Genomic DNA, 19446 nt, shown 5'->3' on the forward strand with positions numbered 1-19446 from the left:
GACCGTCACCGTCGAGCCGGCCCCCACGACCGTGACCGTCCCGGCCCCCGCCGGCACGATCCACTCTCCGCGGCGGTCCAGCGATGCGGCGCCGCAAGCGATCGACCCCGCCGCCGATCAGCGATTCCTCGACCACATGCGGTCGCTGGGCTACGTGATCGTCAACCCGCAGCTGATCCTGCACAACGCGCACGAAGCGTGCCGGCTGCTCCGGCAGGGCGACTCGGCCGAGCAAGTCGACCAGGAGATGGCGGCGCGGATGGGTACGAACACAGCCGACTCCCTGCAACTCGTTTCCAGTGCGATGCTGGCCTACCCCGACTGCTACTGATGCCGGACGCGCGGGTCAACGGCCGCGCCACCGGGGCTTGCGTTTCTCGCGCCACGCCCGAAGCCCTTCGGCCACATCCTCGGTCGCCGCGGCCACCTTGCGCATGGTCTCACCGAAGCGCACCGACTCGATCCAGCCCATGTCCGCGGCCCGCCACGCCACCTCCTTGGTGGCGCGCTGGGCCAGGGGAGCGGCCTCGGTGAGGGTGCGGGCCCACGCCTGAGCCTCGGCCTGCAGGTCGTCGGGTTCGACCAGCTTCCACACCAGCCCGACCTCCTTGGCGCGCTCCGCGCTCATCGGCTTGCCGGTCAACAGCAACTCCATGGCGTTGGCCCAGCCCACCCGCTGGGGAAGCCGGATGGCCCCGACGATCGTGGGCACCCCGAGCGACACCTCGGGAAAGCAGAACGTGGCCTCGGTGCTGGCGATGACGAAGTCGCAGAACAGCACCCCGGTCACGCCGTAGCCGATGCACGGCCCGTGCACCGCGGCGATGGTCGGCTTGAACAACTCCATGCCCGATTCGAAGGAATTGATTGTCGGCTTCTCCCAGAACGTGCCACCGAAAGTGCCGACCGAACCCTCGCCGTCCTTGAGGTCACCGCCGGCGCAGAACGCGTCGCCGTTGGCCGTGAGGATCCCCACCCAGGCGTCCAGGTCGTCGCGGAACCGGTCCCAGGCCGCGTTGATGTCCTGGCGCATGGCCCCGTTGATCGCATTGCGCGCCTCGGGACGGTTCAGGGTGAGGGTGGCGACATGGTCGTGCAGCGCATAGGTCACCAGGCTCATAGCTGCACCCTAGTGGCGCCGAATGCGGGTTCTGCGGACGGGAAGTGCGCCGCGGCTTCCCGGCGACTTCCCGGCGACGCATACCCTGGCTCGCGTGGCCGAACCGACCGTCAAGGAGTTGCGCGAACGCCTGGACGGCCTGACCCTCCGCGACGCCGCACGCCTGGGCCGGCGCCTGAAGAACCTTCGCGGCGCGGGGCCCGAGAAGCTGCGGCAGCTCGCCCGCCAGATCGGCGCAGCCGAGACATTAGTGGCCAACCGGCGGGCCGCGGTCCCGACGATCACCTACCCCGACCTGCCGGTCAGCGAGCGGCGCCGCGACCTCGCCGAGGCGATACGGGAGCACCAGGTCGTCGTCGCCGCCGGCGAAACCGGGTCCGGCAAGACCACGCAGCTGCCCAAGATCTGTCTCGAACTCGGCCGCGGCATCCGCGGAACCATCGGCCACACCCAGCCGCGCCGGCTGGCCGCGCGCACCGTCGCCCAGCGCATCGCCGACGAGTTGGGCAGCCCGCTCGGCGACGCGGTCGGCTACGCCGTCCGGTTCACCGACCAGGTCAGCGACCGCACGCTGGTCAAGCTGATGACCGACGGAATCCTGCTCGCCGAGATCCAACGTGACCGCCGCCTGCTGCACTACGACACGCTGATCCTCGACGAGGCCCACGAGCGCAGCCTCAACATCGACTTCCTGCTGGGCTACCTGCGTGAGCTGCTGCCGCGCCGTCCCGACCTGAAGGTGATCGTCACGTCGGCGACCATCGAGCCGCACCGCTTCTCGGCCCACTTCGGTGGCGCGCCGATCGTGGAGGTGTCCGGGCGCATGTACCCGGTGGAGATCCGGTACCGGCCGCTGGAAGTGCCCGTCGCGTCCGGCGCCCAGGACGATCCCGACGACCCCGACCACGAGATCGTGCGCACCGAGACCCGCGACGAAATCGAGGCGATCGTCGACGCCATTCACGAACTCGAGGCCGAGCCGCCCGGCGACGTCTTGGTGTTCCTGTCCGGCGAACGCGAAATCCGCGACACCGCAGAGGCTTTGACCGGCCTCAGACACACCGAGGTGCTGCCGCTGTACGCGCGGCTGCCGACCGCCGAGCAGCAGAAGGTGTTCGCCCCGCATACCGGGCGTCGCGTCGTGCTGGCGACCAATGTCGCCGAGACGTCGCTGACCGTGCCGGGTATCCGCTACGTCGTCGACCCGGGCAACGCCCGCATCTCCCGCTACAGCCGCCGCCTCAAGGTGCAGCGGCTGCCGATCGAGCCGATCTCGCAGGCGTCGGCGGCGCAGCGGGCCGGCCGGTGCGGGCGGGTCGCGCCGGGGGTGTGCATCCGCCTGTACGCCGAGCAGGACTTCGACTCCAGGCCCCGCTACACCGACCCCGAGATCCTGCGCACCAACCTGGCCGCCGTGCTGCTGCAGATGGCGGCGCTGCGGCTGGGCGCCCCACCCGGTTATGTCGAGGAGTTCCCGTTCCTGGACCCGCCGGACCGGCGCAGCGTCCGCGACGGCGTGCACCTGCTGCAGGAGCTGGGCGCGTTCGACGCCCGGGGCGCGATCACCGACCTGGGCCGCCGGCTGGCGCGGCTGCCCGTCGACCCGAGGCTGGGCCGGATGATCCTGGCGGCCGAAACCGAGGCGTGCGTGCGGGAGATCCTGGTGCTGGTGGCGGCGCTGACCATCCCCGACCCCCGGGAGCGGCCGACCGACCGCGAGGAGGCGGCCCGCCAGAAGCACGCCCGGTTCGCCGACGAGAACTCGGACTTCCTGTCCTACCTCAACCTCTGGCGCTATCTGCGCGATCAGCGAAAGACCCTGTCAGGTAATGCTTTCCGTCGGTTGTGCCGCGACGATTTCCTGCACTACCTGCGGATTCGCGAGTGGCAGGACCTCGTCGGGCAGCTGCGCGGCATCGCCCGCGACCTGGGAATTATGCAGGGCATCGCCGAGTCCTCTGACGCGCGGCAGCCGGCCGACCCGGCCCGGGTGCACGCGGCGCTGCTGGCCGGGCTGTTGTCGCACGTGGGCATGCGCCGCGAGGACACCCGCGAATACCTGGGCGCGCGCAACTCCCGGTTCGTCCTGGCGCCCGGCTCGGTGCTGACCAAACGCCCGCCGCGCTGGGTTGTGGTGGCCGAGCTGGTGGAGACCAGTCGCCTCTACGGGCGGACCGCCGCGCGGATCCAGCCCGACGTCGTCGAACGGGTCGCGGGCGATCTGGTGCAGCGCAGCTACAGCGAACCGCACTGGGACGCCAACCGCGGCGAGGTGCTGGCCTTCGAACGGGTGACGCTGTACGGCCTGCCGCTGGCGGCGCGCCGCCGCGTCGGGTACGCCCGCGTGGAGCCGGCGGTGGCGCGGGAACTGTTCATCCGGCACGCGCTGGTGGAAGGGGAATGGCAGACCCGCCATCACTTCTTCCGCGACAACGCGCGGCTGCGAACCGAACTCGAGGAGCTCGAGGAGCGGGCCCGCCGCCGGGACCTGCTCGTCGGCGACGACGACATCTACGCGTTCTACGACGCCCGCGTCCCCGCGGAGGTCGTCTCGGCGCGGCATTTCGACGCGTGGTGGAAAAAGCAGCGGCACACCACACCCGGCCTGCTGACGTTGACCCGCGACGACCTGCTACGCACCGACGCTTTCGATGCGGACCGGCCCGACACCTGGCGGGCCGGTGACGTCGCGCTGCCGTTGACCTACCGGTTCGAACCCGGCGCCGCCGACGACGGCGTGACGGTGCACGTCCCGCTCGACGTGCTCACCCGACTGGGCGGCGAGGAGTTCGCCTGGCAGGTGCCGGCGCTGCGCGAGGAGCTGGTGACCGCGCTCATCCGCGGCCTGCCAAAAGATCTGCGCCGCAACTTCGTTCCCGTTCCCGACACCGCACGCGCGGTGCTGGCCGGCATCGACCCGGCCGCAGAGCCGCTGCTGCCGGCGCTGCAGCGCGAATTGCGCCGCCGCAGCGGCATTCTGGTGCCCATCGACGCTTTCGACCTGACCACGTTGCCGCCGCATCTGCGGGTGACGTTCGCCGTGGAGTCGCCCGACGGGACCGAGGTCGCCCGCGGCAAGGACCTGCGGGTGCTGCAGGAGCGACTGCAGGGCCCGGCCCGGCACGCCGTCGCCGACGCGGTCGCCGGCGACCTCGAGCGGACCAGGTTGCGTGCCTGGCCGGATGACCTGGAGCAACTGCCGCGCGTCGTGGAGCGCACGGTGGGCGGGCGCGCGGTGCAGGGTTTTCCGGCCTTCGTCGATGCCGGATCCTCGGTCGACCTGAGAGTGTTCGCGACGCCGGTCGAGCAGGACCAGGCACTGGGACCCGGCATCCGGAGGCTGCTGCGGCTGAGCACGCCGTCACCGGTCAAAGCTGTTGAGCGCCAGCTGGATCCGCGGACCCGACTGGCGCTGGGAACGAACCCGGACGGCTCGCTGTCCGCGCTGCTCGACGACTGCGCCGACGCCGCCGTGGACGCGCTGGTGCCCGGGCCGGTGTGGGCCCGCGCCGAGTTCGGCGCGCTGAGCGAGCGGGTGGCGCGGGCGCTGCCGGCGACCACCGCCGACGTCGTGGGCCGCGTCGAGACCGTGCTGGCCGCCGCCCAGGAGGTGCGACTGGCGCTGCCCGCCCGGCCCACGCCGCCGCAGGCCGACGCCGTCGCCGACGTCCGTGCCCAGCTCGCCCGGCTGCTGCCGCCCGGGTTCGTCACCGCCACCGGATACGCGCACCTCGCCGAGCTGACCCGCTACCTGAGGGCCATCGGCCGGCGCCTCGACCGGCTGCCCTACGCGCCCGGGGCGGATCGGGAGCGGATGGCCACGGTGCACGCCGTGCAGGACGCCTACGACGAACTGCTGCGCGCGCTGCCGCCGGCACGGCGGGCGGCGGCCGACGTCCGCGATATCGCCCGCCGGGTCGAGGAGCTGCGGGTGAGCCTGTGGGCCCAGCAGCTCGGCACCCCGCGACCGGTCAGCGAGCAGCGGATCTATCGGGCGATCGACGCCGCGCGCAACCGCTGCTGAACTGCCCGGATGCGGACATGCCAGTTGCGGGCGTTCACCCTGCTGCATCACGGAATATGACGGTGCATGGCAGCTTCCGGCGCTGGGCGAGGTTGCTGCGCCTGCTTCAGTGCAATTCGGCGCTGAGATAGCTCATCGCACCGCGGAATTCGCGCAGGATCTCATTGTCGGGGACGACGAAGCCGTACCTGCCGTACACCTGGTCGGTGGGGTGCAGGGTGACCTGCCAGCCGGTCGACCCCAGGTGGTCGGCCGCCGGACGGCGTTCCCCGAGCCACACCAGTTCCGCGACGTCGATGTCCAGTCCGTGCTTGCGCCAGGTGCTGCGCATCGCCCGCGCTCGCTCGTCGGTGAACACGCTCATGTCGGTGATGTTCTCCGTGGCCAACCGGCTGCCGGGCGCGCTCAGCGCGGTGATGTTGTCCAGGAGCCGGTCCTGGGCCTCCGGCGGCAGGTAGGGCAGCAGGCCCTCGGCGATCCACGCGGTGGGCGCCGTGGCATCAAAGCCGTTGTCGCGCAGGGCCGTTACCCAGTCATCGCGCAGGTCGATACTCACGGCACGCCGTTCGGCGGTCGGTTGCGCGCCGAGCCCGGCGAGCGTGTCGCTCTTGAAGGCGATGACCTCGGGCTGGTCCACCTCGAAAACCACCGTGCCGGTCGGCCACGGCAACCGGTAGGCCCGCGCGTCCAGGCCGGCCGCCAGGATGACGGCCTGGCGTATCCCGGCGGCGACCGCGGTCTGGAAGAAGTCGTCGAAGAACCTGGTCCGCACCGTCATCTGCTCGCGGCGCTCCTGCAGGGTCATGGGCGCATCGTCGTCGTCGAGGGGGAGTTGCCCGTCCAGCATCCGGATGAAGAACGGGTGCCCGACCGCGCGCACCAACGGCTCGGCGAACCGGTCGTCGAGCAGCGGATCGGGCTCCCGGGACGCGAGCGCCCGCGACGCCGCCACCATCGTGGCGGTCGCTCCGACGCTGGACGCCAGGTCCCAGCTGTCGCCCTCGCTGCGCGCCGAGCCTACGGATGACATCGGTTTCTCCCTCCCGGCGTGACGCCGCCACCGCTTACCTCATCGAGGTCGAAGCGTACTTTCTCCTATGCTGCGCTCAGCATGCACCCACCGCAGGCCAAAGCGGCCCGGCACTCGACGACAGGAAGCGGACCAGCCCCATGGCATCGACACTGCGCCCGCGCCGATCCGCCCTCTACCTGCCCGGCAACAACGCCCGCGCACTGGAAAAGGGCAAAACGCTGCCCGCAGACGTGCTCATCTTCGACCTGGAGGACGCCGTCGGGCCCGACGCCAAAGCCGACTCACGCACGAAGGTGTGCGACGCGGTCGCGTCCGGGAGCTACTCGCCCCGCGAGGTCGTGGTGCGCATCAACGGCCTGGGCACCGACTGGCACGACGACGATCTGGCGGCCGTGGCCGCGTCGCCCGCCCACGGAGTGCTCGTGCCGAAGGTCGAAACCGGCGACCAGGTCCGAGCGCTGGCCGCCACGCTCGAGCGGCTGGACGCGCCGGAGTCGTTGCAGTTGTGGGTGATGATCGAAACGCCGCGGTCGTTCCTCAAGGCCGACGAGATCGCCTCGGCCAGCCAGCGATTGGCGGCGCTGGTGGTCGGCACCAACGATCTGGTCAACGATCTGCACGCGCTGCACGTACCCGGGCGCGCACCGGTCGTGCCCGCGTTGGCGATGGCGGTGCTGGGGGCGAGGGCGGCCGGGAAGGTGGTCCTGGACGGCGTGTTCAACGACATCACCGACGCGGGAGGCTTCCGGGCCGATGCCCGCCAGGGCCGCGAAATGGGTTTCGACGGCAAGACTTTGATTCATCCTTCGCAGATCGCCCCGGCCAATGAGCTCTTCGGGCCGTCGCCGGATGAGCTGGCCGATGCCCGCAAGATCGTGGCGGCCTACGAGCGGGCGCAGGCGGCGGGCAACAGCGTGATCACCGTCGACGGCCGCATGATCGAGAGTTTGCACGTGCGCAATGCCGAGCGGATTCTCGGACTGGCCGAACGCATCGCGGAGTGGGAGTCCGACTCCTGATCGTCACGCAGGCCGCTACCGCGTGGCTTGAACGCGTTGCCCGGGGTGGGCGGCAGCGGTTCGCGAGCGAAGCCGCCCAGACGCATCATCGGCCCCACGAGAACGGTGATCACCGCGGCCTCGTCGGCGCGGGATGTACCGTCGGAGGGGTGTCGGTGCTGAGTCAGCTGGGTGCGGTGCGGGAATCGCTGGGCGCCGGCCTGTTCGCCATGGTTGCCGGCCCCGACGGTCCGGCCCGGCGGACGCGGATCCACGAGACGCCGGGGCCGCGGTGGTTCGACGAGGAACGCCCCATCCGCAGGGTGAACGCGGACGCGTCCATGTTCGTCGGGGGGCTGCGGGCGTTGCTGCTGCAGTCGCTGCACCCACTGGCCATGGCCGGCGTCGCCCAACACTCGAATTACCGGGGCGACCCGTGGGGCCGACTGCAGCGCACCAGCACCTTCCTGGCCGTCACGACATTCGGGACGGCCGCCGACGCGCAGCGTGCCGTCGATCGGGTGCGGGGGATTCACCGGCGAGTGCAAGGGGTGGCGGCCGACGGGAGGCCCTATTCCGCCACCTACCCGCATCTGTTGGAGTGGGTTCACATCACCGAAGTGGACAGCTTCCTGCTGGCCCACAAGCTCTACGGCGCGGCGCCGCTGGACCGCGGCGGCCGCGACGCCTACGTGGCGGACATGGCTTACGTGGCCAGTCGGCTCGGGGTTGTCGATCCCCCGCGCACCGAGCGTGAGCTGGCCGACCGCATCGAGGCCTACCGTCCGGAACTGCGCAGCACGCCGGCGGCCCGCGACGCCGCCCGGTATCTGTTGCTGACGCCGCCGCTGCCGCTGGCGGCCAGGGCGCCCTACGCGGTGCTGACGGCGACGTCGGTCGGGATGCTTCCCGCGTGGGCACGCACACCGCTGCTGCTGCCGTACTTCCCGCCGATCGAGCGCACCGTGGGTCGCGCGGCCGGCCGCGCGCTGGTCAGCGGTATCCGCTGGGCGATGACGGGCTGACGCTATGCCGCCGACGGTAGCGTAATGCGGCGTGAACGACTTCGTCGTCGTCAAGGTCAAGCCCGGCAGCCGCAAGGGGCCGCTCGTCGAGGTAGGCCCCGACGGTGAGCTGACCATCTACGTTCGGGAGCGCGCCGTCGACGGCAAGGCCAACGACGCGGTGACCGGGTTGCTGGCCACCCACCTCCGACTGCCCCGTAGCCGAGTCGAACTGGTTTCGGGAAAGACGTCGCGGCTCAAGCGTTTCCGCCTGAACTGAGCGCGACGGGCCGGACCCGAACGGAGTTCACCGCCACGCCCCCGCCGCCCGCCGCCCGCCGCCAGTGCATTTCACGACGCGACATGCGGGGCGAGCGTCGCGCAATGCACGCTCGGCGGTTACGCGCGCGACTCGGCGGCGCGGGCCAAGTCCGCTGTGGCCGAACGCAACTGGTCAGCAGCATCCAGCGGTGCCGGGAAACCGACCCGGGTGTAGGCCATCCCGCGCAGCGTGTGCACCCGCAGGTCCAGGCCGTAGCGGTCGACGCCGGTGCACACCGCGGTGTCGGTGTCGGGGTAGCCGCCGAACGCCCGGGCCATCGCGGCCAGGGCGGGGGCGTGGTCGGCGTTGAGATGCGCGAGCGCCCGGGCCGAGGCCGGCGCAACCGGATCCGGCGAAGCGGCGGCGTATTGCTCTCCGGTGGCCGAGTCCATCCGACCGTATCCGCCCACCCAGCGGACCCGCTGAACCGTGAGCACCCACAGGGTGAAATCGCTGAAGTCGAGGTAGAAACGGCCGGCGGGCACCGCACGCAGGTACGCGGCGCGGGCCGCCTCCCGTTGTGCGTCCGGGGGCCGGGCGACCACCCCCGCCAGGGTGATTCGGCTGCCGGCCAGCGGGTCGGTGTCGCTGGTCGCCGCCACGATGGACAGGCTCGCCCTCGGGTCGGCGGCCAGGTTGCGGCCGTGCTCGGCCAAATCCGAGACGCACAGCACCGGCGCCCCGCCCAGCAGTCCGTACGCCACCAACGACGCCCACGGGTCGCCGTCGGCGGTCAAGCTGGCCAGCGTGGCGGCATTGGTCGCGGCGGCGATGGTGCGGGCCTCCTCCGCCGCGGACCGACGGGCGGAGTTGGTCGGCGGCAGCAGGGGAGGGGGCGCGGAGGGCGCATCCCCGGGGTCGCCATGATCGCGAGTCGCCACGAAGTGGAGGCTAGCAGCGCCCGACCTCAGCTCGAGGCGCTGAGGATCTTGATCGCGAAGACGAGCGTGTCGCCCGGCCGGATCCCGGCTCTGGGCTGACCGTTGGGGTAACCGTCCGCCGAGGTCATCGCGACGGCGACCGCGGATCCGACCTTTTGACCCGCGATGGCCTTCTGGAAGCCCGGGACGACTCCGCCCAGCGGGAAGTCGACCGGGGCGCCCCGCTCGTAGCTGCTGTCGAACACCGACCCGTCCCGCCCGTCGACGCCCATGTAGCAGACGCTAACCCTGGCCGTGGCAGGAACCACCGGTCCATTGCCGGCCTGCAGCGTGTGCACCTGGGTCTGGGTGACGCTGAACGGTGTCGTCACCTTCACGAGCGGAGCCGTCGTATCCGTGGGCCCGGTGACCGCGACGCTGCCGGTGGTCCCGGCCAGCGTCCAGTCGGGCGCCGCACCGTTCTGCGGAGCCGAGGTGGGGCAGGAACCGGCCGCGGTTGCCGTGCCCGGAGCGGCGAGCGTCAGAACGATCGCCGCGGCACAGGCCGCGAGCGCGACGGAGCAATACGCGCGAGAGGATTTCACCGCCGTCACGGTACAGCCACGCAGCGCACCGCTTCCAGGCGCATGTCGGGAGATCTCTCTTGCGCATGGCGGCATCGAGGTGAGCGTGGGCGTTCGCGTGCAACGCGGCGATGGCGGCACTCTCGCCGCGGTGCGATGCCGCGCCGACGCTCGTGCCGGGGGTGTGCAGCCGGACGGCGGCGACCAACTGCTCCGCCGCGTCCGGGCCCGGGCCGGCGCGATCGACGATGCAGAAGGCGAACTCGTCGCCACCGAGCCGGGCCAGGACGGCACTGCGGGGACCCCGGTCTGGCCAGCACGCCGCGATCCCCCCTCCCGTGGGATTTCAGCGGGCCCATCCGGGATGGTCTCGAACGACTTGCTCCATGGCGACAGCATGGAGCAAGTGCGCTTCACCCGGCCGTGGCAGCAGTTGAGCTTCTCCAGCGCCATCTTGGAGCCTTCGGGAAACCGGAACGACGGCGGCCGACGCCGCGCTGAGCGCCAGCGCACACCGAAGGTCCGCTTCGCGCGTGAGTTGAGCGCCGCCCAGTCCCTGCTATCAGGGCCTCAGCGGCCAGACGCAACATCATCAACGGCAGGGAGGATGGCACCTTGGGACCGCGAGCGGCGCCGAGGGGGAGTGCGGCCAAAATCTCATGACGGTCTCAGTTGGGCAAACAAACTGCAGCGCAACCGCGGGGCGCGGGCCGAGATCACCTGCCTGGCCTAGCGTTGGCTGCCATGGCCGAACACAACGGTTACGTGAAGCACTGGCGCACAGTGCTTCACGCAATGGTGGCCTTGATGGTTGCCATCCTCGGGGTCGCAATCGCCCCCGCAGCTCACGCCGCTGCGCCCGCGGCGAGATTGTCGGTGACATCGACGTGGCAGACCGGGTTCATCGCCAGCTTCACCGTCACCAATTCGACCCCGGCGGCGCTCAGCGATTGGAAGCTCGAATTCGACCTGCCCGCTGGAGAATCCGTCTCGCACACGTGGAACAGCACCCTTGCGCAATCTGGCACGCACTATGTTCTCACCCCCGCGAACTGGAATCGCATCATTGCACCCGGCGGTTCAGCCACGGGCGGCATGAGAGGCGTGCTGGCCGGTACCTACTCGCCACCGCAGAATTGCATGCTTAACGGGCAGTATCCATGCACCTAAAGGCGACGACACACCGAGGATCGACGGTTCTGAGACCCAGAGCCGTTGCGATGCTTGGGCCAACCATCACCGTCCGTTGTCACTCGGCCGTACCTTCCGCGGCCGCCGCCGGGCCGTGGCAGGTGCTCAACGCAGGCCCCGATAGGGCCGCCCGAGAGCGCGTCGTGCCACACCGTCCCACCGAGTCCGCATGGCACAGCGCACGTCGGCAGCACCTACCTCACATCGCCATTCGGATGACTCGACTGATGCAGGTTCCACTGGCCGCAATCGGGGGCCAGGACGTCGTTGACGTCGACTTCGAGTCCGCCGACCCGCGGGCCGGGATTGGACGCCGTGCTCACGATGCGCTGGTAGAGGACAGCGGCGGGGTAGACCTGATTGCCGGACCAGGCTCGAGTTTGCCAGGCCCAGCGGCGGCCCGGTGTGCTCGAAGACCCGATAACGCCATCGGCCACGGCCCACTGGCACACTTTGATGCCTCCGTAGACCCCGGTGCGTTGAACTCCAAGAACCGTGTTGATTCCGCGAAACCACTGCAGCGCGAGGCGATCCCAGGTGTCACGGTTGATGTCCTCGTCGATGGTGAAGAATATCGGCGCGCTCTGACCGCCGCCTGCCGCGGTGTGCAGCTGCCAGGCGGTGCGCGCGTCCGCGATACCGCCGGCGTAGCCCCGCCTGAAATCCGACGGTGCCGTCCCACCTGGCTTGCCGTACTGGTAATTACTGACAATCACCAGGCCCGCGGCGGTGAGTGACTCGGCGTAGGCGCGAGTGATCGGCTTGGCGCCAAACGACGAGCCAGGACGCGACAGCGAGACATAGTTGACCACCCCGCTATAGCCGGCAGCTCGGATCAGCTGCGCCGGAATCTGGCGCGCGGCGAAGTCGATCAGTTGAGGAGCGGCGGCGGCCGCGGTGGGCATGCCGCTGCCGAGTGCTGCGGCCCCCAGACCGGCCAACGCAGTGGCGTAGCGGAGCGCGTCGCGCCGGGAAACCTTACGCAGTCGCCCATGGCTGGCCTTCTGGGACAAATGGTGCATCGCGCGATGTTAACGATGTGACTGCCGTTCACGATAGGCCCGGGCTGTCCGAAACGCGTTAGCGTTTGCAAATGGATACCCGGCGGTTATGGCCTCGAAAGCTCACGCGGGAAGCGACTGTCAAACGGCACACGGCCGTCCTGATTCATTGACAGGTGAGGGCCTCCTACCAGTAACATGCCGTATTCGATTCGCACATATTCATCCTTGCGTTGAGGTCGGTGGCCGAATTTCGCCCCCTGCCTCGTGCGCGCGTCAGCGCGCCTGAACCGATTCGCCCACGAGTGCACTCACACGCCTCGTCGCCGCGCCAGTACTGTCAAGGGTCTTTGCGCAGCGCTTCGATTGCGGCATCGAAGCGACGGAGCGTTTGCTGGGCAAGCGTGCTCATGGATTTCCGGTTTCCGGGTTGCAGCCAGCGTTGGAAGGCATCGGCGAGGGCGAGTGCGCCGACGTTGGCGGCCAGGTTCGCGACAGGCGGTTCTACCCCGCGCGCGACCAGCGCCTCGGCCATCGCCGCTGTCAGGGCGGCCGCTTTGAGCAGGTCTCGCTCTTTGAGTTCGGGATTGGCGTCGATGACGGCCTGACGTTTGGCCAGAAATCCGCGACGGTCGTCTGCGAAGCCGGCGGCGAACGCGGTCAGTGCGGCGCCGATCGCATCAATGGGGCCGGCTTCGGCGGGCGCACCGGCGATGGCGTCGGCGAACATGCCGCGGTAGGCATCCTGGCCACGGAATAGAATTTCGCGTTTGTCGGCAAAGTGACGGAAGAACGTGCGTTTGGTCAATCCCGCACGCTCAGCGATCTCGACGACCGTCACGTCCTCGTATCCACGGTTGGCGAACAACTCCACCGCCGAGACTGCCAATCGCTCGGCCGCATTGGGTTCCCACCGACTCATATCGGCATTCTAAAGTGCGCAGCGAGCCGATGACACCACGTGCCGTCCAGGTGTAGTGTGATGACACCAGGTGCCGTGCTGTTGGCTCCGGACCACGCCTCTGCGAAGACGGGAACAGGAATGAAGAATCTTCGCGCCGCCTACGGGCAGTACGCGCTTGTGACCGGGGCGTCCGCGGGCATCGGAGAGCAATTCGCACGGCAGCTCAGCGCTGCGGGCATCAACGTCGTCCTGGTGGCGCGTCGCAAAGATCGGCTGGAGGCCTTGGCCAGTGAGCTCTCCCGCGCACATGGCACCGACAATGTCGTGATTGCGTTGGACTTGCTCTCCGATGCAGCAGTGGACGAATTGGCCCGTCGGGTCGGTGATCTCGACGTTGGAATCGTGGTGGCGAACGCTGGGATCCCTTCGGCGGGGGTGCTGGTGAACAGTTCGATCGCCTACGAACTCGAGGTTCTCACCCTTGATGCGGTGGTGCCGCTGCAGATGGCGCACGTTTTCGGCAATGCCTTGGTCCGGCGGGGTCGCGGAGCCGTCGTCTTGGTGGCATCGAGCCTCGAAGCCAGCGCGGTGCCGTATGTGGCCAACTACGCCGCGGCCAAGGCGTACGTCTCCTTGCTGGGCCAGGCGTTGCACTACGAACTGAAAAGAGACGGCGTCGACGTCTTGGTCTTGTCCCCTGGAATGACGAAGACCGAAATCGCCAAGCGATCCTCCGGCCTTGATCTTCAGAAGATCAGCGGCCCAAGGATGGCGGCGGCGCCGGTTGTCGAGGCCGCGTTGAACAACCTGGGCAAGCGAGCGCGTGTCGTACCGGGCGGCAGCAACCGCCTCGTCGATCTTCTGATCAAACTCGTGATTCCGCGATCGTTGTCGGCCAAGATGTTCGGCTGGTTATTCGGTCGCGCTCTCTTCGAGACCACACCGCATAAGACCTGATACGGAAATACATTGCACCGCATTTTATTTGGAAATTTAAGAGGAGCCTTCTCTTGCATATTCCCGGTATGCCAGTTGACATCCCTGAGGAGATGCTCGCTGCGGTGATCCGGCCCGAATTCGCCGACCTGCCATGGATCTGCACATTCCTCACCGCCCCGCGGCAACACCGGTTCCCGTGGTCGTGTACGCACATCCGGGTGGCTTCTTCACCGGCATCAAACAAATGGGGCCATGGCGATTTCTGCTCGAGGCTGGGGTGGCTGTGGTGTCGGTCCAGTACCGGCTCAGCGGTGAGGCCGTCTTTCCCGACGCCATCCACGATGTCGCCGCTGCCGTGCGCTGGGTGCGGGCCAACGCGGATCGCTACGGCCTCGACGCCGAGCGCATCGTGGGATTCGGTTCCAGCGCAGGCGCTTACCTCATCAGCGCCGTCGCGCTCGCGGGCGACGGCAGCGACCTGGTCGGCAGCACCGAACCCTAGTCGCAGGTGTCCTGCGGGTTGGCTGCTGTCGTGGAGCACTACGGGCCCACCGATTTCCTTCGACACGATGAGGACGCACACCCCGACGCCGTCGAACGAATGCAGGGCCCAGACAGCACCCTGGCGCGCTTCTTCGGATTCGTGCCCTCCACCCGCCCAGCGTTGGTCGAGCAGGGAAACCTGTGCCGCCTCGCACACCAAGGCGCGCCCCCGTTCCTGATCGCCCACGGTGACTGCGACCGCCGAGTCGGCATCGAGCAGGGTCGACGTCTTCATCGCGCGCTCACCGCGCAGGGGGCCCGAGCGGATCTGGTCGAGATCGCCGGGGGCGACCACGGGTCTGCTCACTTCAACGCACCGCCGCTGCAGCAGACCACGCTGACATTCCTCGAATCCGCTTGAGCAATAGCCCTTCCCGGGCACCGTTGACACACGATATCGCTGATCGGAGAACGCACATGCCAGCTACGCAACGAATCCAGTACCACCAATACGGCGCACCGGAGGTCCTTCGGCTCGAAGACTTCGAGCCGAGGCAACTCGGCCCCGACGATGTTCTCGTCCGGGTGCGCGCGGCCGCCGCCAATCCGATGGACTTCGGAATCCGAAGCGGCAAAATGAAAATGGTTACCGGCCGCTGCTTCCCGCGCGGGATGGGCTACGACTTCGCCGGCGTCGTCGACGCCGTCGGCGAAAACGTCACCCGACTCCACGTTGGTGACGAAGTGCTCGGGGCGGCGTCGATCAAAGGCTCAGGTGCATTCGCCGACGTAGTCGTCGCCGACCAAGCGGGCATCGTCCATAAGCCCGCCGGGCTGCCCTTCGACGCGGCTGCGACGATCCCGATCGCCGCGGGCACGGCCTATCAGGCGCTGTTCACGGTAGGGAAGTTGCAGCCAGGAGAAACAGTGTTCGTGCATGCCAGCCTCGGCGCGGTCGGCCGCTCAGCCGTCCAACTCGCGTCGACCCACGGGGCCATCGTGGCCGGCAGCTGCCGTCCCGGCTCCGAGCCCGAGGCACGCACACTCGGTATCGACCCCATCGCCGACTTCGATTTCAATCCCACCACAATTACCCGGCGTTTTGACACCGTGCTGGATGCCGCCGGCACTCTGCCCATCAAGAAAGCCCGAAGGATGCTGGCGCGAGGAGGACGGATCGTCAGCGTCAAGCCCAGTCCGGCGAACATGTTCAGAAGCGCGCTGCCCGGACCGTTCCATGTCGTGATCGGCAAGTTCGTCACAGCCGATCTCGAGGCCGTCGCACGCGCCGCCGGCGACGGTCACTTGCGGCTGCCGATCGCTCACACGGTACCGCTAGCACAAGCAATCCCCGCCCTGACGCAACTCGAGCAAAACGGATTCGCCAAGCGGGGCAAGCTCGTTATCGTGCCTGGCTGAGCCATCCGGGCAGCGGCACCAGGTGCAGCGCATCCCTGAAAGCGATCTCCGCGGCGATCATCGGCCTCCTTCGAAGCTGATCGTCAGCAGCTTGAGCCAAGCGCACCTAGCCCGGCCAGCGTCGAAAAAGCTTCTCGGACAACCACGCCGGCCACGTCGGTGCGCCGATGACGGTGCCCGCGGTCAGTTGCGCGACAATTCGGGGCCCGTGAAGGCGTGAATTGTCGTAGACCGTTGCGGTGTCGGCGATCTCGATCGCATCGGCCACCAATTGCCATAATCGACGGTGCCGTTCACGGATCTTGGCCTCGGGGACGTCGTGACCTCCGTGGCGCACGCGCCGCCGTACGCGTTCGACGGCGAGACCCTCGGGGACCAGCATCACGTGCAAAGCGACGACGTAGCCCGCATCGTGGGCGGAGCGGATCAGCTCCAGCTTCGACGCATGGGAGAAGACGGTCTCGGCAATAAACGATTTGCCAGTCTCGATAAGCCTGGCGCGGGTATCTGCAGCGATCCGCGCTGCATCGTAGGCGTGCGCAGTTGGATCATCGGGCCAACGCTGCTTTGCGATCTCATCGGCATTGACGAATACGCTGCGTGGCAACAACGGCGCCAACGTGAACGCCACGAACGTCGACTTACCAGCGCCGTTCGGGCCGACGACGAGGTCGAGCCGCTTCACCGGCGCCTCGCGGAGTCATGGCTCATCCGTCGACATCGACCACCGAGGTAGTTCCGTCGGGCCGGTACTCGACGATCTCGCCGTCGTCGTTGAGCGCCACTGTCGTGATGCCGCGCACTGACAGCAAGTCACCGTAATGGGCGGTGGCCAGCGACTCCTCGATAGCGGCCGAGATCTCTGCGTTGAAGACGAGCCCCTCATCCTCGGACAGTTGGTTCGTGTCGAGATCACCGGCCAGGGCGGCCTCGACACGGCGACGCGAGGCCGTTTGATGGCTCGACACCGCCCGGCCCACCCGAGCCCAATGATCGAGTTGCTGCTTGGCCGACCGGCTCTGGCGAGCACCCTCAGCAGCAGCACTGTCCACGAGGTCGGCGGCGACCCTCGTGACGCGGTCGGCGACGTTCGTCATATCCGCACCTCCTGTAGCAGGATGCTACGCCTTGTAGCGAAATGCTACAAGGCGTAAGCGAATAGTTGCGGGCCTCGCGTGCCCGTCGGCGAGAAGGACAACAAGAGGCTCTGGGATCCTATTGAGAAAATGGCGGCACACCGAAGACCGCCAAAAATTTTGCGAAAACCGCCAGGTACATCGAGACAGGACACGGACAGCCACAAACGAAACAATTGGTAGGCAGTGCAAAACGGCGTAGTTCACCGGTAAAGCGGCATATTCGATTTCCGCGTATTCGTTTCGCCCCGCTGCACCGCAGCGCTGACCGGCAGCAGCACCGCGGTGCAGCGGTATGTCAGCGCACCGAGCGCTGCTCCTTGGCGATGACGTTCGGCACGTAGAAGCTGGGATAGTGGCCCTCGCTGTCGCGTTCGCCGAACACGATCACCTTTCCGTCGGGCATCACCTGGGCGCCGGTCGGCGCGAGGCCGCCGGGCAGGAACCGATCTCCCGGCACGGCGGCACCGTGCACGAAGGCGTTGCGCAACACGCGCCAGATATCTGCGAGCTGCTTGGCAACCTCGGGCGACGCCTTTTCGGGGGTCGGCAAGACCGACATGGGTGGTTCGATGACGACTGGACCGGCAAACGCGGAGTCGGCCGACGGCCCGCCAACTGAGATCTTGACGTCTATCGCGGCGATCTTCTGGTTGAGCAGCTGGTTGACAGAGACCCCTTGCTCGGCTGCGGCCATGGTGAGCTTGCGGTGCTGTTCTGGCGAGGTGCGCAGCGCGATCTTGCCGGAGTAACGGCGATCGCCGAGCGGTTCGGGGATGGGCTCGCCCGACGCCGCCAGGTCCTCGATGACATCGGCGACCAGCCTCACGATGCCGGACATCGCGTCGACGGGTGATTCCTCGAGCCATGACAGCGAAGGGAACTCGGCGACCAGGCCGACGTACTCGCCATCCTCGGGCGACCATTCGACGCGGTAGGTGTAGTGGCGGTCCATCAGTAGGGCCCTTCCTTGAGCTTGGCGATGGCGATGAGGGCCTGCTTGACCTGGTATTCCTTGGCCTTGCTGCCCTTCTTCTGGATGTTGATGCGGGGGTTTCCAGCCCACGGCATCCGGTAGACGTGGTGGCTTGTCCCTTGGTTACGGGGCGCGCCGAAGTAGTGATCGCATACCGCCTTCAGATCGGTGAACTTGATGCTGGCAGGGCTATTCAGCATCTCGGCTTCGATCCTGGCAATACGGTCGACCACCCGTTGATGATAGCACTGACGCTAGCATAATAGCATATGCTAGCGTTGACGATATCGCTGTCGGCATTACCGCCGGTTGAGTCCGCTCTGCATCTCGGTGGCTCGTGCCTACGTCGTCGTCACTGACCCGCACTACTGAAACTGGAGAATCAGATGACCACAATGACCGTCAAGGGAGCTTGGAAGGGCTGGGACGACAAGACTTTCGTGGAGATGACCGACGGCTCGAAGTGGAAGCAGGCTTTGTACCACTACGCCTACCGGCCGGAAGCGACCGTCACCAATGACGATCTGATGCTCGTTGACGGCATGAGCCGAGCTGTTCGGGTGCGCCGAGTGTAGGCGACGTGCGATCAGATGAAAGCGGCGAGACCTACTGGTAACCCGCCATATTCGATTCCGCCGTATTCGTTGCCGGGGTAGGCCGGCGGATCGTCGCGGAGGCCTGGATGTAGAGCCCTGGAGTCGCCCTGCCCAAGGGGGGAGGGCAAGGGTCCGGTAGCACTCGAGGTTTGCCCGGCGTTCGTTTGCTGAACACATGGGACGATCCGCCATACCCGGTGTCTACAATTCGTCTACACTGGTTCCATGGCAGCAGAAACCACAACTGTCCGAGTCCGCCGTCCCGATTCTGAGCGGCTGCAATCTCTAGCCAAGGCTCGTCAAACCGCCGTCGTCGACGTCGTGCACGCAGCCATCGACGCCTTGGAGAGGCAGGAGTTCCTGCGGGGGCTCAACGGGGACTACCAGCGCCTGCGCAGCGACCCCGAACTGTGGGAGCAATACCTGGCCGAGCGTCACGAGTGGGACGCACTGGCTTGATCTGGCGGGGGGAGGTCTATCACGTCGATCTCGGCCAACCAGTCGGACACGAGCCAGCCTTTCGCCGCCCGGCGGTAGTGGTGTCGGTCGACATTCTCAACAACGGACCGGGCGGTCTGGTGGTCGTCGTCCCGATCACTACCGCTGGTTACGGCCTCCGAAGCCACGTTGAACTCGAGCCAGCAAGCAGCGGGGTGGACCACACTTCCTACGCTCGCTGCGATCAGCTGCGGGTGGTCTCCGTCGAACGACTGTCATCTCGCGAGGGAATGATTAGTCCAGAACAGATGCAAGCCATTGACCAAGCACTACGCTTCGTCCTAGTTGGCTAGATCCGGCGAAGCCGGATTTTTGAGTCAAGTTATGTGATGTGGGTTAGGTTCGCTTGTGTTCGATT

Annotated in this window: 21 protein-coding genes and 1 pseudogene; 12 read left to right on the plus strand and 10 right to left on the minus strand. The window is 67.8% G+C overall.

Annotation, left to right across the window (positions count from 1 at the left end):
- A partial coding sequence (locus tag FPZ47_RS20295) for a DUF732 domain-containing protein (RefSeq protein ID WP_145039567.1) occupies nucleotides 1-331 on the plus strand: 331 nt, incomplete at its 5' end.
- A gap of 15 nt (nucleotides 332-346) precedes the next feature.
- Here the strand turns inward: FPZ47_RS20295 and FPZ47_RS20300 are convergent.
- Nucleotides 347-1120 carry an enoyl-CoA hydratase/isomerase family protein gene (locus FPZ47_RS20300; RefSeq protein ID WP_144953526.1) on the minus strand — a complete coding sequence of 258 codons (774 nt, stop codon included), beginning with the start codon at nucleotides 1118-1120 and terminating at the stop codon, nucleotides 347-349.
- 85 nt (nucleotides 1121-1205) lie between these two features.
- Between FPZ47_RS20300 and hrpA the strand changes: the two genes are divergently transcribed.
- On the plus strand, nucleotides 1206-5144 hold the full coding sequence (hrpA, locus tag FPZ47_RS20305) for an ATP-dependent RNA helicase HrpA (protein ID WP_425461811.1): 3939 nt from the start codon (nucleotides 1206-1208) through the stop codon (nucleotides 5142-5144).
- 106 nt (nucleotides 5145-5250) lie between these two features.
- Here the strand turns inward: hrpA and FPZ47_RS20310 are convergent, their stop codons facing one another.
- The gene (locus FPZ47_RS20310) at nucleotides 5251-6174 is read right to left on the minus strand and encodes a class I SAM-dependent methyltransferase (protein WP_144953520.1); all 924 of its coding nucleotides are present in this window, start codon (nucleotides 6172-6174) and stop codon (nucleotides 5251-5253) included.
- Between the two features lie 140 nt (nucleotides 6175-6314).
- Between FPZ47_RS20310 and FPZ47_RS20315 the strand changes: the two genes are divergently transcribed.
- The 3 genes from FPZ47_RS20315 to FPZ47_RS20325 all read left to right on the plus strand — a co-directional run bounded on the left by FPZ47_RS20315 (nucleotide 6315) and on the right by FPZ47_RS20325 (nucleotide 8459).
- Nucleotides 6315-7196: an HpcH/HpaI aldolase/citrate lyase family protein gene (locus tag FPZ47_RS20315; RefSeq protein ID WP_144953517.1), complete on the plus strand. Its 882-nt coding sequence runs from the start codon at nucleotides 6315-6317 to the stop codon at nucleotides 7194-7196.
- 209 nt (nucleotides 7197-7405) lie between these two features.
- Nucleotides 7406-8200 (plus strand): oxygenase MpaB family protein, encoded by a 795-nt coding sequence (locus FPZ47_RS20320; RefSeq protein WP_144953553.1) that lies wholly within the window; start codon nucleotides 7406-7408, stop codon nucleotides 8198-8200.
- 31 nt (nucleotides 8201-8231) lie between these two features.
- Nucleotides 8232-8459 carry a DUF167 domain-containing protein gene (locus FPZ47_RS20325; protein WP_144953514.1) on the plus strand — a complete coding sequence of 76 codons (228 nt, stop codon included), beginning with the start codon at nucleotides 8232-8234 and terminating at the stop codon, nucleotides 8457-8459.
- 119 nt (nucleotides 8460-8578) lie between these two features.
- Here the strand turns inward: FPZ47_RS20325 and FPZ47_RS20330 are convergent, their stop codons facing one another.
- Nucleotides 8579-9382 carry a HugZ family pyridoxamine 5'-phosphate oxidase gene (locus FPZ47_RS20330; RefSeq protein WP_144953511.1) on the minus strand — a complete coding sequence of 268 codons (804 nt, stop codon included), beginning with the start codon at nucleotides 9380-9382 and terminating at the stop codon, nucleotides 8579-8581.
- Between the two features lie 26 nt (nucleotides 9383-9408).
- A complete protein-coding gene (locus tag FPZ47_RS20335; protein ID WP_144953508.1) occupies nucleotides 9409-9975 on the minus strand; it encodes an FKBP-type peptidyl-prolyl cis-trans isomerase in 567 nt (188 codons plus the stop codon).
- A gap of 714 nt (nucleotides 9976-10689) precedes the next feature.
- On the opposite strand from FPZ47_RS20335, the gene FPZ47_RS20340 reads away from it, so the two are divergent.
- On the plus strand, nucleotides 10690-11115 hold the full coding sequence (locus FPZ47_RS20340) for a cellulose-binding domain-containing protein (protein WP_144953505.1): 426 nt from the start codon (nucleotides 10690-10692) through the stop codon (nucleotides 11113-11115).
- A 215-nt stretch (nucleotides 11116-11330) separates the two neighbouring features.
- On the opposite strand, the gene FPZ47_RS20345 is transcribed toward FPZ47_RS20340, so the two are convergent.
- Nucleotides 11331-12158, minus strand: coding sequence for a DUF1906 domain-containing protein (locus tag FPZ47_RS20345; RefSeq protein ID WP_144953502.1), 828 nt, complete (start codon nucleotides 12156-12158; stop codon nucleotides 11331-11333).
- A gap of 319 nt (nucleotides 12159-12477) precedes the next feature.
- Complete coding sequence (locus FPZ47_RS20350; RefSeq protein ID WP_144953499.1) at nucleotides 12478-13059, minus strand: TetR/AcrR family transcriptional regulator; 582 nt, start codon at nucleotides 13057-13059, stop codon at nucleotides 12478-12480.
- Between the two features lie 60 nt (nucleotides 13060-13119).
- Between FPZ47_RS20350 and FPZ47_RS20355 the strand changes: the two genes are divergently transcribed.
- From FPZ47_RS20355 to FPZ47_RS20370, 3 genes and pseudogenes are all read left to right on the plus strand, one after another.
- Nucleotides 13120-13998 (plus strand): SDR family NAD(P)-dependent oxidoreductase, encoded by an 879-nt coding sequence (locus tag FPZ47_RS20355; protein ID WP_210419953.1) that lies wholly within the window; start codon nucleotides 13120-13122, stop codon nucleotides 13996-13998.
- Nucleotides 13999-14131: 133 nt separating this feature from the next.
- Nucleotides 14132-14884, plus strand: a pseudogene (locus tag FPZ47_RS30470) (alpha/beta fold hydrolase).
- A gap of 56 nt (nucleotides 14885-14940) precedes the next feature.
- Nucleotides 14941-15882 (plus strand): NADP-dependent oxidoreductase, encoded by a 942-nt coding sequence (locus FPZ47_RS20370; RefSeq protein ID WP_144953490.1) that lies wholly within the window; start codon nucleotides 14941-14943, stop codon nucleotides 15880-15882.
- 106 nt (nucleotides 15883-15988) lie between these two features.
- On the opposite strand, the gene FPZ47_RS20375 is transcribed toward FPZ47_RS20370, so the two are convergent.
- From FPZ47_RS20375 to FPZ47_RS20390, 4 genes are all read right to left on the minus strand, one after another.
- Nucleotides 15989-16567 carry an ATPase gene (locus FPZ47_RS20375; protein WP_144953488.1) on the minus strand — a complete coding sequence of 193 codons (579 nt, stop codon included), beginning with the start codon at nucleotides 16565-16567 and terminating at the stop codon, nucleotides 15989-15991.
- Between the two features lie 22 nt (nucleotides 16568-16589).
- Nucleotides 16590-16979, minus strand: a complete 390-nt coding sequence (locus FPZ47_RS20380) for a TA system antitoxin ParD family protein (RefSeq protein WP_144953485.1) — start codon at nucleotides 16977-16979, stop codon at nucleotides 16590-16592.
- A 337-nt stretch (nucleotides 16980-17316) separates the two neighbouring features.
- Nucleotides 17317-17973: a type II toxin-antitoxin system HicB family antitoxin gene (locus FPZ47_RS30475; protein WP_144953482.1), complete on the minus strand. Its 657-nt coding sequence runs from the start codon at nucleotides 17971-17973 to the stop codon at nucleotides 17317-17319.
- A complete protein-coding gene (locus tag FPZ47_RS20390) occupies nucleotides 17973-18227 on the minus strand; it encodes a toxin HicA (protein WP_246133473.1) in 255 nt (84 codons plus the stop codon). Before FPZ47_RS20390 ends, FPZ47_RS30475 begins: the two co-directional genes overlap by 1 nt.
- Nucleotides 18228-18380: 153 nt before the next feature.
- On the opposite strand from FPZ47_RS20390, the gene FPZ47_RS20395 reads away from it, so the two are divergent.
- The 3 genes from FPZ47_RS20395 to FPZ47_RS20405 all read left to right on the plus strand — a co-directional run bounded on the left by FPZ47_RS20395 (nucleotide 18381) and on the right by FPZ47_RS20405 (nucleotide 19381).
- Entirely contained in the window at nucleotides 18381-18569 is a 189-nt protein-coding gene (locus tag FPZ47_RS20395; RefSeq protein ID WP_144953479.1) for a hypothetical protein, read from the plus strand.
- 246 nt (nucleotides 18570-18815) lie between these two features.
- Nucleotides 18816-19049, plus strand: a complete 234-nt coding sequence (locus FPZ47_RS20400; protein ID WP_047314067.1) for a hypothetical protein — start codon at nucleotides 18816-18818, stop codon at nucleotides 19047-19049.
- Nucleotides 19031-19381 (plus strand): type II toxin-antitoxin system PemK/MazF family toxin, encoded by a 351-nt coding sequence (locus tag FPZ47_RS20405; protein WP_246133472.1) that lies wholly within the window; start codon nucleotides 19031-19033, stop codon nucleotides 19379-19381. Before FPZ47_RS20400 ends, FPZ47_RS20405 begins: the two co-directional genes overlap by 19 nt.
- Nucleotides 19382-19446 lie beyond the last annotated feature (65 nt).

The sequence above is a fragment of the Mycobacterium helveticum genome, assembly GCF_007714205.1.
In the GTDB taxonomy this organism is placed as follows: domain Bacteria; phylum Actinomycetota; class Actinomycetes; order Mycobacteriales; family Mycobacteriaceae; genus Mycobacterium; species Mycobacterium helveticum.